Here is a 15295-nt window from a genome sequence, read left to right as displayed (position 1 = left end):
ATGAGAATTGATAATATTCATCAAGCGTTAAAACAGTTTCACGTACAAAATCCAAGTAGCAAAGCAACCTTGTTGCCCGCAACGGCTTCGCAATTAAGTCAGGCCTCTGGCTATACCCGAACCGCTGTTAGTGAAGAGCTTTCAGAATTAGTGAGAAAAGACCAAGTCGTTAAAGTTAAATCAAGACCGGTGTTATTTTTTGATAAAGACTACTTAGAGGAACAGTTTCCTTTTTTTAAAAGTAGCACGTGCTACGATTCCCTCGCTTCGCTGCAAGAGGACATTTATCAACAGACAGAACAGATACATAAGAAAAAGCAGCTACTGAAAATGAATCCATTTGCGAACGTAATTGGTTTTGATGGGAGCTTAGCAGACGCCATCAAGAAGTTGAAAGCCGCTATTTTATATCCGCCTAATGGCTTGAATATTTTACTAACTGGAGAATCTGGGGTGGGCAAAACCTTAATTGCAGAACAATTACACCAATTTTATCAAGTTAAAATGAACCAAGAAGTCCCGTTTATTTATTTTAATTGTGCAGAATATTTCAACAATCCAGAATTATTAACTTCGCATCTGTTTGGCTATAAAAAAGGCAGTTTCACTGGTGCCGTCAATGACCAAAAAGGTTTAGTGGAGTTGGCAGATGGCGGTTTTTTATTTTTAGATGAAGTCCATCGATTAACGAGCGAAGGCCAAGAAAAATTGTTTACAGTTTTGGATAAAGGGTATTTTACACGGATGGGTGAAGCCGAAAAACAAAGAAATGTATCGATAAAATTTATTTTTGCAACAACCGAAGCCGTCAATCAACATTTTTTGAAAACGTTTTTAAGAAGGATCCCTGTGACATTAGCCATTCCAGCTTTAGCCGAGCGCTCTTTGAAAGAAAAAATTCAATTGATTTTGTCCTTTTTCTTAGAAGAAAGTCAACGGATTCAAAAGAATATCCATATTCGTTATGAGGCGTTGAAACAATTAACGTTTACTCATTTTGAAGCCAACGTTGGCGAATTGAAAGCGGCGATTCAATTTATGAGCGCACAAGCCTATTTAGAAGTGTTCGATCAATTAACGGAAACTATTTGCATTGAAGCAAACGAGGGGACAGTCAAAGAGCAACCTGATGTAGAAAGTCTGCTGGCTTTTAATGAGTGGATACCTAACGATGGCCTCACGATTCAATACAACCATTTTTATTTAAGCAGTCAAGAGTTACTCAAATCGGAAAGTCTGAAAAATGATCGTTTTTATAATTTTCTATTGAAAGAATATGCGGATTTGAAAAAATTAACTCTTTCGACAGAGGATGCGCTAGCAATCATGCAAAACAAAGTCGAGCAACTTTATGATATGGACATTTTTGCTCAAGAACCGCTAGCCTTAGAGGCCATTGACGAAACATTGCAGCCAAAAATTCAAGAAGCCATTGTCTTTTTTGAACAATTAATCCAAGAAAAATTGACAGAGGATTTCCAGAATATTTTAATTGTCCACCTTTATTCTGCTGTTTTTTATTCTGCACAAATGAATGAAACATTTTATTCAGATACCAAAAATATCTATTCTGGCAAAGTAACCCAGTATCAAGCTGCTAAGACCATGGTGGACTTTCTACAAACATTGTTTGGGATTTCTTTTGCTGATACGGAAATCCTCTTTTTTGATCTATTTATTCGTAAAGTCACAGCTAAAAAAAGAGCGCACTCAGTTGAAGAAAACTGTGGCGTTATCGTCGTTGCTCATGGTACCGCGACGGCCAGCAGTATGGTTGAGTACACCAACCTTCTGTTTTCAACAACGGTCATGCGTGCAGTTGATATGCCGATTAATCAATCCGTGGAAGAAACATTAGAAAAAGTCCGTACAATTGTAAAGCAAAATCAGTATAAAAAAATTATTTTAATGGTGGACATCGGTTCCTTGGTTTACTTTGGTAATGCTATCAGTCAAACGTTTCAAATGGAAGTGCTGCTAATTAGCAATATCAATCTCTTAACATTGCTAGAAGTGGCCCGAGAAGTCATTTATGAATCGACGGCGTTTGAGTATCTATTACCAGTCTTAAAAGAAAAAAATCATCGCGCCTTGATTTGCAGTAAAGGTCGCTTCAACGAGGCAAAAGTTCTCATTATTTCCTGTCTAACTGGCATGGGGACTGCTATTAAAATTGAACAGTTGTTACTAAAAACTTTTCCTAATGAATTACTAACGAATGTACGCATCATTACTTTAGAGAAAAGAGAAGTGGAAGACATTGATCGTTTGCATTCTTTTGTTCGAAAAGAAGAGAAAATCGTTGGTATCATTGGCACCGTAAAGACAGAAGTGCCAGATATTCCGTTTATTTCTTTACAAGATTTACTATCGAAGCGGGGCATTCAGCTAGTTTTCGAATTATTAGGCCATCATTTAGAAGAAAAACAAAACCAAGAGTTACTAAAAAAAGTTTCAGCTAAATATATTCAAGGATTATCAATCGAAGCTATTACAGACTTACTAACGGTTTTGAATCCTACAACCATTTCAATCGAATTAGCTAAGATTTATTCAGACATTTGCTTGCAAACTAAAATAAAAAGTGACGAAAAGGTTTTACTTCGTTTTATCATTCATTGTGCTTGTATGTTAGAACGGCAATTGTTGAATCCAGAATATGACCCGACAGCTTATGAAGTGTCATATCGAGAGTTGCCAGAAGCTGTATCTGTCATAAAAATGGCGTTTCGACCGCTTGAAGTGTCCTATAATTTGTTGATTCCACCTTTGGAAGTGCGCTATATTTATGAATTGCTCTTTGAAAAGGCTTAATTCAAACGGAAATGAAAGTTGGCACACTTATTGCTTTTAATAAAATGATTAATTAGCAAAGGAGTTTGTTTATGGAAAATGAACCAATTTTACTTTTAACACACAATGGTTGGGGCTTGGAATTAGTCAAAAGCGTCCAGATGATTGTTGGAGAAGTCACAAATGTACATGAAGTAGCATTACAAGCAGAGGATTCACTGGGGGATTATTTAGAACGAGTCACAGAAAAAATTGACCAGTTAACGTGGCACAACCAGTTGCTAATTTTAACAGATGTTAAAGGTGGCACACCTAGTAATGTTGCATTGCGTTTATCAAAAGATTATGACCTCCTGATTGTGTCCGGATTATGCACATCGTTATTATTAGAATCCGTCATGAAACAAAGTGGTCCTGGATTTCGTTTACAAGATGCAGAGCTGATTCAACAAGCAGCAGTAGACAGTTGTCAAATTTTAGAAATTCCAAAATAAGAAAGTACAGGTGAACAGAATGTCAAAAATCGTATTAACAAGAGTCGATAGCCGTTTAATCCATGGACAAGTAGTGACTAAATGGTTACAACAATCAGGTGCAAATGAAATTTTGGTAGTGAGTGATGAACTAGAGCAAGATGAATTTTTACAAAGTATTTATTTAATGGCGGCGCCTCCAGGGGTTTCTGTAGTAATTAAAGGGATTGAAAGTGCCAAAGAATATTGGGAATCGCAAGAAAAGGAAGAGAAAAAGGTGTTATTTTTAGTGCCAGATTTAACGACCTTAAAAGCGATGGTGGACCAAGAAATTATTAAAGAGGAGATTCAAGTTGGTGGCTTAGGTGGCGGACCAAATCGGAAAAATGTTTTAAAAAATATCAATTTATCTGAAGAAGATGTTGCAATTTTGACTGAACTTTTAACGAAGGGCATCCATGTTTTCTTCCAAGCGATTCCCGAAGAAAATCCCCTACCAATTCAAAAATTAATTGAAAAATATCAATCACTATAATCAGAGAAAAAGGAGAGAATCATATGGGCGTTTTAGGTGTTTCAATTATTATGGGACTTTATTATTGGTTTGCACGTTTGCGTTTTGGGTACACATTTTCAGGCATGCTGTCTCAGCCATTAGGCGCAGCGTTGGTGGCTGGTTTAGCAACAGGAAAACTTAGTGAAGCAATGGTTGTGGGGGCGGGGATTCAACTTGTTTATCTCGGAGTCACCTCCACACCGGGTGGCAATGTGCCTAGTGATCCGGCTTTAGCTTCAGCAATCGCGATTCCGATTGCTTTAGGTGTGGGAATGAATGCCGAGGCGGCTGTTGCACTAGCTGTTCCTTTTGGTGTGTTAGGCGTCTTTATGGATCAATTACGGCGGACCATCAATGCGACTTGGGTGCATATGGCTGATAAATATGCAGAAGAGTTAAATTATGGGGGGATTTACCGAGCTGCGTTTGTTTATCCAGCTTTAGCGGGATTTTTAATTCGCTTTCCTTTGGTTTTTGCGGCGAACTTTTTTGGTCAATCTGTGGTGAATAAAGTCTTAGAAGTTATCCCAGCATGGTTGATGCACGGCTTTGAAGTAATGGGTGGTATTTTACCAGCGTTAGGATTCGCCTTAACAATTATGGTAATTGGCAAGAAAAATTTGATTCCTTATTTTTTAATCGGTTTTGTTGCAGTAGTATATTTTGGCGCAGAAGTTATGGCCGTCGCTATTTTAGGAATCTGTATTGCCTTTTTAGTTAGAAACAAGGCATTGAGTGAGGAGGCAGCATAATGGAACAAATGACACAAGCAAATGAACAACAATTGGAACAGAAAAAAATTACTAAAAAAGAATTATCCAAAGCCTTTTGGATTTATCAACTAGGCTGTGAATTATCAAATTCTTATGAACGTCTCCAAAGTTTAGTTTTTTGTGCATCGATGATTCCTGCAATTAAAAAACTTTACGCAGACGATGAAGAACAACAAAGAGAAGCTCTGAAACGTCATTTGAATTTTTTTAATACTGAAGGAACAGTAGGAGCTTCCATTCAAGGGATTGCAATTGCTATGGAGGAAGAAAAATCCAATGGCGCAGCGATCTCTGATACGGCGATCACATCGATTAAAACTGGGCTGATGGGTCCGCTGGCTGGGATTGGCGATTCAATTATTTGGGCAGCATTAATGCCGTTAATCATTTCCATTTTTATTCCAATGGCTAAAGGAGGTAACGTGATTGGAAGTATCGGTCCGTTGGTTCTGTACACAGCCATTACGTTATACATCAGTTGGACGTTAGTGAATAAGTCCTATACATTAGGGCGTAATTCAATCTTAAGTTTGTTAAAAGACGGCAAAATTAAGCAAGTCATTTATTCAGCGAATGTTTTAGGAATGATGATGATGGGCGCTTTAAGTGCGAGTTATGTTAAAATTGTTAGCCCGATGACGTTTAAAGTTACTGGCGGTGCCACAATTGTTTTACAAGATATCCTAGATCAAATTATGAAAGGCTTACTTCCTTTAGCAGCAGTCATGGCTATTTATTTTTTCATGGTAAAAAAAGGCCCACGTTACGGTATCATTATCGGCACGATAGTCTTAGTTAGTTTGGTCACTTCATTCTTTGGTTTGTTATAAAGGAGAAAATAATGAATAGTTACGAAAAATTCCACTTAAAAGAAGTCATCAATGCTTCTGGGAAAATGACCATTCTAGGTGTCTCCAAAGTTTCGGAGGCAGTCCTAGCGGCGCAACGATTCGGCGGCGAACATTTCTTTGAAATGAGTGAACTTAGTCTGCAAACAGGGGCCTTTTTAGCCAACTTGTTGAAGGTAGAAGATGCCCAAATCGTTTCCTCGGCTTCGGCGGGGATTGCCCAATCGGTGGCTGCCTTGATTGGAAAAGGCAGCTTGTACCACGCATATCATCCCTATACAGAAAAAATCGAACAGCGAGAGATTGTTTTACCTAAAGGGCACAACGTGGACTACGGCACGCCTGTAGAAGTCATGGTAGCGCAAGGCGGCGGCCAAGTGGTGGAAGCTGGCTACGCCAACATGTGCAGTCCAGAACACGTGGAAATGATGATTTCCGAAAAAACAGCGGCCATTCTATACATCAAAAGCCATCATACCGTGCAAAAAAGTATGCTGACGGTGGCCGAAGCGGCCAAAGTGGCGCAACGCCACAAGGTGCCGCTAATTGTTGACGCGGCAGCAGAAGAAGATCTTTTCAAATACACTGAAGCAGGCGCTGATTTGGTGATTTACAGCGGCGCCAAAGCCATCGAAGGGCCAAGTGCCGGTTTAGTGGTCGGGAAAAAAGAATACATTGACTGGGTGCGCCTACAAGGCAAAGGCATTGGTCGAGCAATGAAAATTGGCAAAGACAATATCCTAGGCTTTACGCAAGCAGTGGAAGAATACTTGGCACATGGCAGTGAATCAGGGGCTTCGATGCAAGAGCGCTTAAAACCGTTTGTTGAAGCCATCAACAACCTGTCAGATTTAACCGCTAAAATCGTCCAAGATGGCGCTGGACGAGACATTTATCGCGCCAGTGTCAAAGTGGACGGCAGAAAAACCGCCAAGGAAGTCATCCAAGCATTAAAAGCAAAAAGTCCAGCCATTTATACGCGAGAATATCAAGCCAACAATGGCATCATTGAGTTTGACATTCGTTCTGTCAATCAAGAAGAAATGAACAAAATCGTGCAACGATTACAAGAAATTATGGACACAAAGGAGAAATAAGTCATGTCATTAAAACCTAATTATTTAGAAGAACGCATTTGTTTAAACGTCTTAGCCAATTCAGTAGAAAATGCCCAAGCCTGTTATGAAGCAGCAGAAGGGCATGTTGTGTTAGGCGTCCTTTCAAAAAACTATGAAACCGATGAAGCAGCCATTGACGATATGAAAAAATACCAAGCAGCAACCAACAACGCTTTATCTGTCGGCTTAGGGGCTGGCGATCCTAATCAAAGTCAAATGGTGGCTCGCTTATCAGAAGTTTTACAACCGCAACACGTGAACCAAGTCTTCACAGGTGTCGGCGCTTCGCGGGCCTTACTTCGTCAAGACGAAACAGTGATTAATGGCTTGGTTTCACCCACAGGCAAAGTTGGCTATGTCAACATTGCGACAGGTCCGTTAAGCTCTGGTGCGCCAGCGGCGGAAGTACCTATCGAAACCGCCATCAAATTGTTGAAAGACATGGGGGGCAGTTCCATTAAATATTTCCCGATGAAAGGCTTGGCTCACAAAGAAGAATACCAAGCAGTAGCAGCAGCTTGTGCCAAGTATGACTTTTATTTAGAACCAACAGGGGGCATTGATTTAGAAAACTTTGAAGAAATTGTTCAAATTGCGGTGGATGCCGGCGTTAAAAAAATCATTCCTCATGTTTACAGCTCAATTATCGATCAAGAAACAGGGGACACTAGAACAGAAGACGTGAAAACGTTACTAACCATGATGAAAAACACATTGAATAAGTAAAGGGCCAATCTTTAGTTGACTTTCTTCGCTAGATTTGCTACTCTCAAGTGGAGAATAAATAAAAACCAACAAATGAATGTGGGGTATTTTGGTGAGTGTCGTAGGTATCTAATTGATAAGTTGAATAACCAGTGAACCAAGCAAGGTTTATTTGGTGTGCTTAGAAAGTGATACCTGTCAGTCATCTCATTTACTAAATACCTCACTTAAAAGAGGTTTCTTTAGTAACCTTTATCCAACGATAAAGAGGACAGCGGTAGAACGCTGTCCTCTTTTTTCTATAGAAACTGGTTTTTATTTAAAGGCGCCAGGTATTCTTTTCGTGATAGAAAGGAAGAAAAAACAAATGAATCATGAAACCATTCAAAAATTACAATTTACAACAATTCTTAAAGAAGTTCAAACACGTGCGATTGGCGAGTATAGTAAAGAACGGTTGGCGAAAATGGTCCCTGCAACACGTTTAGAAACAGTGCAGTCCCGCTTAACGGAAACAACCGAGGCCCGTTTAATTATTGATAGCGGACAACACGTCCCTTTCATGGGCTTGAGTCAAATTACCCGCTTGCTTCAACAAGTGAAAAAAGGCTTAATCCTTACACCAAACGAATTGATTGAGGTGGCTGACTTTTTAAGAAGTAGTCAGCGAATCCAGAAGTTTTTTGAAAAAAATCAATACCAAACACCACGCCTATTTAGTTACAGTCAGCACTTAGCTGATTTCAGAGCAATCGAAGAACAAATTTATACGAAAATCCATAACCAAAAAGTTGCCACCGATGCTTCTCGACAACTTCGGAAAATCCGGCGTCAAATCAATGAATGCCAACAAGAAATTGAAACAAAAGTCACCAAATTTTTACGCAATAAAAATAATCAACTGTATATTCAAGAAAATATGATGGTGAAAAAAGGGGAACATTACACGGTACCAATCAAAGCTAGCTATAAAAATAAGATTTCAGGCACAATCATTGAGCAATCCAATAAAGGACAAACGGTCTTTATTGAACCTGTAGCAATTAGTAAATTAAATGAACAATTGACACTCTTAAAAGCGGAAGAAATAGCGGAAGAATATCAAATTTTGGCAGAACTAACTGGGTTAATTAATGAGCAAGAACGACTTGTCGATCAAGCCGTCGATACAATGACCACCTTAGATATTATTTTTGCACGAGGAAAGTATAGTCGCGAAATTGGTGGGATTACGCCAAAAGTAAACAAAGAAGAACGCTTGCGCATTGTTCAAGGAAAACACCCTCTTTTATTAGAGCACGCAGTACCATTGACGTTTTCTTTAGGAGCAGAGTATCGAGGACTTGTCATTACAGGTGCCAATGCTGGTGGTAAAACGGTTGTCTTGAAAACAGTTGGCTTATTGACTGTCATGACACAATTTGGGTTGCAAATTCCAGCACAAGCGGGCACAGAGATTCCAGTATTAGATGAAATTTTTGTCGATATTGGTGATCAACAAAATCTGGAAAATGCGTTAAGCACTTTTTCTGGGCACATGAAAAATATTGCGGAAATGTTGCGTAACGTTAAGCGACACACACTTGTTTTATTAGATGAAATTGGCAGTGGCACCGAGCCAAACGAAGGAGCTGGCTTAGCGATTGCGATCATGGAAACGATGTATCAAAAGGGGGCCTTGGTAGTTGCAACGACCCATTATGGTGAAATTAAACGTTTTGCCCAAGAGCATGACGATTTTGTGCCCGCCGCAATGGCCTTCGATCGTGAAACATTAACGCCCAAATATCAATTGAAAATTGGTGAAGTTGGCGATAGTCAGGCGCTTTGGATTGCACGTAAAATGAAGATGGAGCCACAGCTCATTGAAAAGGCGGCTCATTATATTCAGCGGAAAGAATACCCTACTAATCGAAGTTTATTTAAACCCCTGAAAGCAAAAGAAACGACCTTTGCCACGTTTGTAGAAGAAACACACCGTTATCAAAAAGGTGATCGTGTCCTATTGACAGAAACACAACAAATTGGGTTGGTTTTTACAGATGAGGGTGAACAAGAAATCCAAGTATTTGTGAATGATAAAATTGAAAATGTACCACGAAGACGATTGAAATTACAAGCGAAAGCACAAGATCTATATCCGCAAGACTATGATTTAGAAAGTTTATTTACAGATTTCCATGAACGAAAGAAACTCAAAGATATTGAACGCGGCTCAAAAAAAGCGCAGAAACAATTACGCAAAGAGGCCGAAAAAAGAGCAGCAAGACGCGACAAATAAGGAACTTAACAGAAGCAACACAACAACTTAACACTTTGTTTACTTGTTATTTATCAGAAATCAACTAAGACTTGTTATAGTCAATGTATGGGTAGATATGAAGGAGGAAACAAGGAAATGAAGAAAAGAGCTTTGCTAGGGGTTACCTTATTAACATTCACAACATTAGCGGGTTGTACAAATTTATCTGAACAAAAAAGCGGCGAAAAACAAACAGAGGTTGCTGAAGCGAAGGCAACTGAATCCGAAAAAGCACCAGTAAAAAATGTTATTTTTATGATTGGAGATGGCATGGGGAATCCGTATACAACGGGCTATCGCTATTTCAAAGCCAATCACTCAGACAAGCGTGTTCCCCAAACAGCTTTTGATACCTATTTAGTCGGACAGCAAGCCACTTATCCAGAAGATGAAGAAGAGAATGTCACCGATTCAGCATCCGCAGCGACAGCGATGGCTGCCGGAGTAAAAACCTATAATAATGCTATAGCACTCGATAATGACAAGTCCAAAACAGAAACAGTGCTGGAACGTGCGAAAAAAGTGGGGAAATCAACGGGGCTTGTAGCAACATCTGAAATAACACATGCAACCCCTGCTGCATATGGCGCACATAATGTTTCACGCAAAAATATGGCAGAAATCGCCGATGACTATTTTGATGATCAAATCGACGGACAACACAAAGTCGATGTGTTACTTGGCGGCGGCTCCGAATTATTTGCGCGGAAAGATCGTGATTTAGTCAAAGAATTTTCCCAAGCGGGTTATGGTCATGTCACAGACAAAAAGTCGTTAAATGAGAACCAAGACGACAAAATTTTAGGCTTGTTTGCACCAGGCGGGCTACCTAAAATGATTGACCGAACGGAAGAAGTTCCTTCATTAGCTGATATGACAGAAGCGGCTCTTCAACGTTTAGATAAAAATGAAAAAGGCTTCTTTTTAATGGTTGAAGGTAGCCAAATTGATTGGGCCGGGCATAGCAATGATATTGTTGGCGCGATGAGCGAAATGCAAGATTTCGAAGCGGCGTTTGAAAAGGCTATCGATTTTGCCAAAAAAGATGGTGAAACATTGGTGGTTACAACTGCAGATCATTCAACAGGTGGCTTGTCTTTAGGCAAAGGAGATCAATACAACTGGTTGACGGAGCCTTTACATGCGGCAAAACGCACGCCTGATTTCATGGCAGAAGAAATTATTAAAAATGGTAATGTGGAAAAAACAGTGACTGAGTATATTGATTTTCAATTAAGTGAGGCTGAATTGAAAGCAGTGAAAACAGCTGCGGAGTCAAAAGATGTTGAAAAAATCGCTCAGGCATTAAGAAAGATTTTTGATGAACGTTCGAATACTGGTTGGACTACTGGCGGACACACAGGAGAAGATGTAAATGTCTATGCTTATGGCCCGCAAGCAGAAGCTTTTTCAGGACAAATTGATAATACAGACCAAGCGAAGATTATTTTTGGCTTAGTAGATGGCACCGGGCAAAAAGCTGAGATTAAAGACAAAGGTATTGGCAAATAACAAAATGAAGAAAAAGCAGAACGTATGGAAGTTCTGCTTTTTCTTCATTGAAGGCATAAAAATTTTATCTCTGTTATAATGAAGGTAACCAGATAAAAGTGAGGTCAAATAATGAAAAAAATGCATGTTGAAAGTGAATTTGCACCGTTGCGTTCAGTTGTTTTAGCACAATCGCAATTTTGTTTACCAGATAAATTTGATGAAGCGGATACGACTTTTTTAACAGAGGAAAATGCCCGTTTAACACAGAATAATGAAGGGCGTGATTTAGCAGACTTTGCACCAGAACAACAAGTGCGTTGGGAAAAAGAAAAAGAAGTCATGCAAGGAGTATTAGAATCTTATGGCGTAGAAGTATTTCGTCCACGTTTATTGACAACCTATGAAAAAGAACATGGCAAGGAATTGGGCGTAGGATATAGTAACTTCTTTTCACGAGACCCTTTTTTTACAATTGGTAATCTCTTAATAGAAGGAAACTTAAGATTTCAACACCGTCGACAAGAAATTTTACCAATTCGTCCGATTATTCAGCAGTGGACACAAGAAGCAGAAGGCTATTATTTTGCTGCGCCACAACCTGACATTTCTGAAGGGGCTTTAAGTGAAGCAGGTCCCTTTATTGAAGGCGGCGATGTTTTAGTTCTAGGAAAAACAATTTTTGTGGGCTACTCTGGCTTGGCAAGTAACCTAGCAGGAATTCAGTGGTTAGCCAATATGATTGGTCATTTTGGTTATGAAGTGGTACCGGTTCGGTTACATCCGCATATTCTCCACTTAGATTGTGCGTTAAGCTTGTTGAGAGAAGGCTTGATGATTGTTTGTGAAGAGGCCTTTTTGGATGGGCTTCCTGCGCAATTAGCAAACTGGGAAAAAATTCACGTTACTTTGCAAGAAGCAGCGTATTTAGTGACAAATGGTCTACCGCTTAACGAAGAAACGTATATAACGGACCAATCGTTTACAACCTTAATTCCTCAAATAGAAGCAAAAGGTATCAAAGTTGAGGCAATTGATTACCATGTTTCTAGAATGTTAGGTGGTTCTTTCCGTTGTACAACGCAAGCGTTGATTAGAGAATAGTCAGCGAGTGATTATCAATTTTCGTAAGAAAAAATGTACGTTTTGTCTATGAAAACGATATAATTTTAGTTTTCACTATTTTTTTTTAAAATATTGAGGAAATTTTGATTTAATAAATGCGAGAAAACGTCAAAATGTTAGTGTTCATTACTAATGTTTTGACGTTTTCTCGCTGTTTTTTTATAAAATTACCACTTTATAAATGGGGAAAAACAATATCTCTTTTGAAAATTACGTTTTCAAAGACACGAAAAGTCGTTGGAACCGTGATGTTATAGTAAATTCATTTTTTTTGCATGAGGTGTTTAAAATTTGAAATCACAAGCAGTCTTTTTTTCGCTATACTTAGTTTACGTTCTACTGAGATAGAAAAGTTTTTCACTTTTTTATTCATTAATCAACCAAGATAATAAAGGAGAGAGTAAAATGAAGAAAAAAACATTGGTAACTTTATTTGCAGGAACGGCAATTTTAGGGGCAAGCATCGCTCCTGCAGCAGCACATGCAACAACGACTGGTACAACACCAGCAAACGTAGAGATGACAAGTGGTTCATTGCCAGGTGGTAATGGTGATGGAGATGACGGAAGCACACAAGAACCAGAACCAGGCTCGAATACAAATTTTGATTTGTTATATGTTCCAACAGAGTTCAAATTTGCTTCGACAGAAGTTAGTTCTGATTTATCAGCGATTTCATTAGATGCAAATGGTACACAAACAAAACGTTATGCGGTCGGGGATGTTCGTGGAACACAAGCTGGTTGGTCAGTTACTGCAGGCGTTGCTGAAATGAAAAATGGTACTGCTACTTTAGAAGGTTCAATTACCTTTGCGCAAACAGGTGCGGTAGCTAAATACGATGAAACAGCAAAAACATACTCACGTGATGTGGCTGCCTTTGCAGCAGACCCAGGAAGCCCTGAATTTGCTGGAACAACTATTCCAGTAGGTGGAGCAGCTGTATCAATTGCTACAGCAGCAGTTGGTAAAGGTCAAGGTACATGGGATTCTGAATTATCAAATGTAAAATTAAACATTACAACACCTAGTTCAAAAATTACAAATGGTGCGTATACAGGTAACGTAACTTGGACATTAGTGGCTGCGCCATAAACAGTTACTAACGAGAATACTGCATTACTAGAAAAGGAGCTGCGCACTGGTGCACGGCTCCTTTTCGATACATAGGAGGAACAAATAATGAAGACAATGCGCTGGCTAATCGTCACAGTTTTTATTTGTGTGATGGCATTAAGCATCCCTTCTGCTGTACAAGCAGAAGAAGCGGATGACAACATGAATACAAAATTTACAGTTAAACCCAATATTCCAGAGAATCAAGCGAAAAATACGCAATCCTACTACGATCTCATTGTGAAACCAGGACAGAAACAAGAAGTAGAACTGTCATTAATTAATAAAACAAATGAAGAATTAACGATTGATTTAAATTTGGCGAATGCTGTGACGAATGACAATGGTTTAATTGTGTACAATGATTTTGAGAAAAAACCAGATTCAAGTTTAAAAGTACCCTTGACAACATTAATTAAATTACCTGAGGAACATGTAAAAGTTCCCGCTAAGAAAACCGTAACAGCCAAAATGACTGTCGAAATTCCAGCGAATGGTTTCCAAGGATTAGTTTTGGGTGGTGTTTATGCTTCGCTTGCAGAAGATGAAAAGGAAGAAAAAGGAAAATCAACGGGTTTAACCAGTCGATATGGATTTAATGTAGCAATTGCTTTACGAATGTCAGAAGATACACCGATGTATCTAGCAGAGACTCTTCAATTAGTTAAATTAGTTCCGACCATTGCTTTAGGAAATAAATCGGTCCAAGCGGTTATTCAGAATCCGACATCCGCTATTTTTCCTGAAGTACGTTTAGAAGGAAAAGTAACGAAAAAAGGCGAAACGAAAGAATATGCCAAACGGATTTTACCAAGTGTTCGTTTTGCACCGAATTCAACGATGAACTTCCACTTAGATTTTGGAAAAGAAGATGTACGTCCAGGAACCTATATTTTTGAAGGAGAAGCGGTCTTGAAAGAAGATGAACAACAAGTGTGGCCGTTTAAGCAAGAATTTACCATCAGTAGTCAAGAAGCCAAGAAATTAAACAAAGAAGCAGTAGTGAAATTGGTCCTACCGACTTGGTGGAATCAAGCTTTTTATGGATTGTTAGCTGCAACAATTGTGAGTCTAATTCTAGCTATTTGGCGTTTTACACAACAGAAAGCGATACTAAAACAACAAGCCTATTTACAACAAGAAAAACAGGCAGCCTTGAAAAATAGACAAGGAGTGCGCGATGATGACAGCGAAAAGTAAAGGATCACTTCTGGTGACATTGGGAATACTTTTAACCGTCAGCATTGCGATTCTGACCGCTTCTTCTGAGAGCTTTGCAGAAGAAGCGGGACAAACGAATATCGGTGTGACGTTTTATGGAGGGAAGGCACCTCTAAAAACGAAAGGTGGCACTAAGTCAACAGAACAACCAGTCACTAATAAAGGTAAAAAAACGTCACAACAACAAGACAAAGTGAGCAGAAAAACCACTGCTAAGACGAATCCCACAGCTGCACAGACGTCCTTACCAAGGACAGGTGAACGAAATAGCACGTGGCTTTACAGCCTTGGTATTGCCTGTTTACTCGTAGTACTAATAAGTTTCTATTATTTGAATAAAAAAAGGAAAAAGGAAAAATAATGTGCTGTTTTTATAAACAGAGTCAATTGTAGAAGGAGGAATATAGATGGAGATTACGATGTGGATTTGGATTTGTGCTGGCTTGGCCGTCCTTTGTTTTGCTTTATTTTTACTATTCTTAGTAAGTAGCATGAATTTTGTTCATCAAGCAAAGCCTAAGCAGTCTTTAGTAAAACAATCAATGTTTAGTTGGCTGCTTCTGGTGATGTGTGGTGGCTGGGTAGCAATAGCTATCTTGCTGAATATCGCATTACAAACACAATTAACATAAAGACAACCCGTTGTAAGTTTTTGAGAAACTTGCAACGGGTTTTTGTTAACTTTAAAATAAAGAACGGTACAATTTATCAAAAAAGTACAGTAGACATTTGTACCCAACTTAGATAGAAAATAAAGCGCTATCATTATATGAT

14 protein-coding genes are annotated in these 15295 nt (G+C 39.0%); all 14 read left to right on the top strand.

The window, feature by feature from the left end:
- The 14 genes from IGK03_RS11835 to IGK03_RS11770 all read left to right on the top strand — a co-directional run bounded on the left by IGK03_RS11835 (window position 1) and on the right by IGK03_RS11770 (window position 15153).
- On the top strand, window positions 1–2814 hold the full coding sequence (locus IGK03_RS11835) for a sigma 54-interacting transcriptional regulator (RefSeq protein WP_010713769.1): 2814 nt from the start codon (window positions 1–3) through the stop codon (window positions 2812–2814).
- 71 nt (window positions 2815–2885) lie between these two features.
- A complete protein-coding gene (locus IGK03_RS11830; RefSeq protein ID WP_010713770.1) occupies window positions 2886–3287 on the top strand; it encodes a PTS sugar transporter subunit IIA in 402 nt (133 codons plus the stop codon).
- A 19-nt stretch (window positions 3288–3306) separates the two neighbouring features.
- The gene (locus tag IGK03_RS11825) at window positions 3307–3801 is read left to right on the top strand and encodes a PTS system mannose/fructose/N-acetylgalactosamine-transporter subunit IIB (protein WP_002355078.1); all 495 of its coding nucleotides are present in this window, start codon (window positions 3307–3309) and stop codon (window positions 3799–3801) included.
- A 23-nt stretch (window positions 3802–3824) separates the two neighbouring features.
- A complete protein-coding gene (locus IGK03_RS11820) occupies window positions 3825–4574 on the top strand; it encodes a PTS mannose/fructose/sorbose/N-acetylgalactosamine transporter subunit IIC (protein WP_002355079.1) in 750 nt (249 codons plus the stop codon).
- Window positions 4574–5425: a PTS system mannose/fructose/sorbose family transporter subunit IID gene (locus IGK03_RS11815; RefSeq protein ID WP_010713771.1), complete on the top strand. Its 852-nt coding sequence runs from the start codon at window positions 4574–4576 to the stop codon at window positions 5423–5425. Before IGK03_RS11820 ends, IGK03_RS11815 begins: the two co-directional genes overlap by 1 nt.
- An 11-nt stretch (window positions 5426–5436) precedes the next feature.
- Entirely contained in the window at window positions 5437–6540 is a 1104-nt protein-coding gene (locus tag IGK03_RS11810; RefSeq protein ID WP_010826765.1) for a DgaE family pyridoxal phosphate-dependent ammonia lyase, read from the top strand.
- A 3-nt stretch (window positions 6541–6543) separates the two neighbouring features.
- Window positions 6544–7287, top strand: coding sequence for a 2-dehydro-3-deoxy-phosphogluconate aldolase (gene dagF / locus IGK03_RS11805; protein WP_002361094.1), 744 nt, complete (start codon window positions 6544–6546; stop codon window positions 7285–7287).
- A gap of 346 nt (window positions 7288–7633) precedes the next feature.
- Complete coding sequence (locus IGK03_RS11800; protein ID WP_430602336.1) at window positions 7634–9547, top strand: endonuclease MutS2; 1914 nt, start codon at window positions 7634–7636, stop codon at window positions 9545–9547.
- 87 nt (window positions 9548–9634) lie between these two features.
- Window positions 9635–11080 carry an alkaline phosphatase gene (locus IGK03_RS11795; RefSeq protein WP_002381148.1) on the top strand — a complete coding sequence of 482 codons (1446 nt, stop codon included), beginning with the start codon at window positions 9635–9637 and terminating at the stop codon, window positions 11078–11080.
- 111 nt (window positions 11081–11191) lie between these two features.
- Window positions 11192–12163 carry a dimethylarginine dimethylaminohydrolase family protein gene (locus IGK03_RS11790; protein ID WP_002359145.1) on the top strand — a complete coding sequence of 324 codons (972 nt, stop codon included), beginning with the start codon at window positions 11192–11194 and terminating at the stop codon, window positions 12161–12163.
- 426 nt (window positions 12164–12589) lie between these two features.
- Complete coding sequence (locus IGK03_RS11785) at window positions 12590–13279, top strand: WxL domain-containing protein (RefSeq protein ID WP_010713776.1); 690 nt, start codon at window positions 12590–12592, stop codon at window positions 13277–13279.
- Window positions 13280–13366: 87 nt separating this feature from the next.
- The gene (locus tag IGK03_RS11780; RefSeq protein WP_010707083.1) at window positions 13367–14500 is read left to right on the top strand and encodes a DUF916 and DUF3324 domain-containing protein; all 1134 of its coding nucleotides are present in this window, start codon (window positions 13367–13369) and stop codon (window positions 14498–14500) included.
- Window positions 14481–14882 (top strand): LPXTG cell wall anchor domain-containing protein, encoded by a 402-nt coding sequence (locus tag IGK03_RS11775; protein WP_016616802.1) that lies wholly within the window; start codon window positions 14481–14483, stop codon window positions 14880–14882. Before IGK03_RS11780 ends, IGK03_RS11775 begins: the two co-directional genes overlap by 20 nt.
- A 46-nt stretch (window positions 14883–14928) precedes the next feature.
- On the top strand, window positions 14929–15153 hold the full coding sequence (locus IGK03_RS11770; protein ID WP_002415869.1) for a hypothetical protein: 225 nt from the start codon (window positions 14929–14931) through the stop codon (window positions 15151–15153).
- Window positions 15154–15295 lie beyond the last annotated feature (142 nt).

This window comes from Enterococcus sp. DIV2453a (assembly GCF_050533535.1).
Classification (GTDB): Bacteria; Bacillota; Bacilli; order Lactobacillales; family Enterococcaceae; genus Enterococcus; species Enterococcus faecalis.
Note: the sequence above shows the minus strand (reverse complement) of the source record. Positions and strands in the feature narration are given on the sequence as shown.

Bases quoted from the DNA above. Each gene is read 5' to 3' on its own strand.
- IGK03_RS11785 (WP_010713776.1), top strand. From the start codon at position 12,590: ATGAAGAAAAAAACATTGGTAACTTTATTTGCAGGAACGGCAATTTTA.
- IGK03_RS11835 (WP_010713769.1), top strand. From the start codon at position 1: ATGAGAATTGATAATATTCATCAAGCGTTAAAACAGTTTCACGTACAA.
- IGK03_RS11800 (WP_430602336.1), top strand. From the start codon at position 7,634: ATGAATCATGAAACCATTCAAAAATTACAATTTACAACAATTCTTAAA.
- IGK03_RS11790 (WP_002359145.1), top strand. From the start codon at position 11,192: ATGAAAAAAATGCATGTTGAAAGTGAATTTGCACCGTTGCGTTCAGTT.
- IGK03_RS11830 (WP_010713770.1), top strand. From the start codon at position 2,886: ATGGAAAATGAACCAATTTTACTTTTAACACACAATGGTTGGGGCTTG.
- IGK03_RS11825 (WP_002355078.1), top strand. From the start codon at position 3,307: ATGTCAAAAATCGTATTAACAAGAGTCGATAGCCGTTTAATCCATGGA.
- IGK03_RS11815 (WP_010713771.1), top strand. From the start codon at position 4,574: ATGGAACAAATGACACAAGCAAATGAACAACAATTGGAACAGAAAAAA.
- IGK03_RS11810 (WP_010826765.1), top strand. From the start codon at position 5,437: ATGAATAGTTACGAAAAATTCCACTTAAAAGAAGTCATCAATGCTTCT.
- IGK03_RS11775 (WP_016616802.1), top strand. From the start codon at position 14,481: ATGATGACAGCGAAAAGTAAAGGATCACTTCTGGTGACATTGGGAATA.
- IGK03_RS11770 (WP_002415869.1), top strand. From the start codon at position 14,929: ATGGAGATTACGATGTGGATTTGGATTTGTGCTGGCTTGGCCGTCCTT.
- IGK03_RS11820 (WP_002355079.1), top strand. From the start codon at position 3,825: ATGGGCGTTTTAGGTGTTTCAATTATTATGGGACTTTATTATTGGTTT.
- IGK03_RS11795 (WP_002381148.1), top strand. From the start codon at position 9,635: ATGGGTAGATATGAAGGAGGAAACAAGGAAATGAAGAAAAGAGCTTTG.
- IGK03_RS11780 (WP_010707083.1), top strand. From the start codon at position 13,367: ATGAAGACAATGCGCTGGCTAATCGTCACAGTTTTTATTTGTGTGATG.
- dagF (WP_002361094.1), top strand. From the start codon at position 6,544: ATGTCATTAAAACCTAATTATTTAGAAGAACGCATTTGTTTAAACGTC.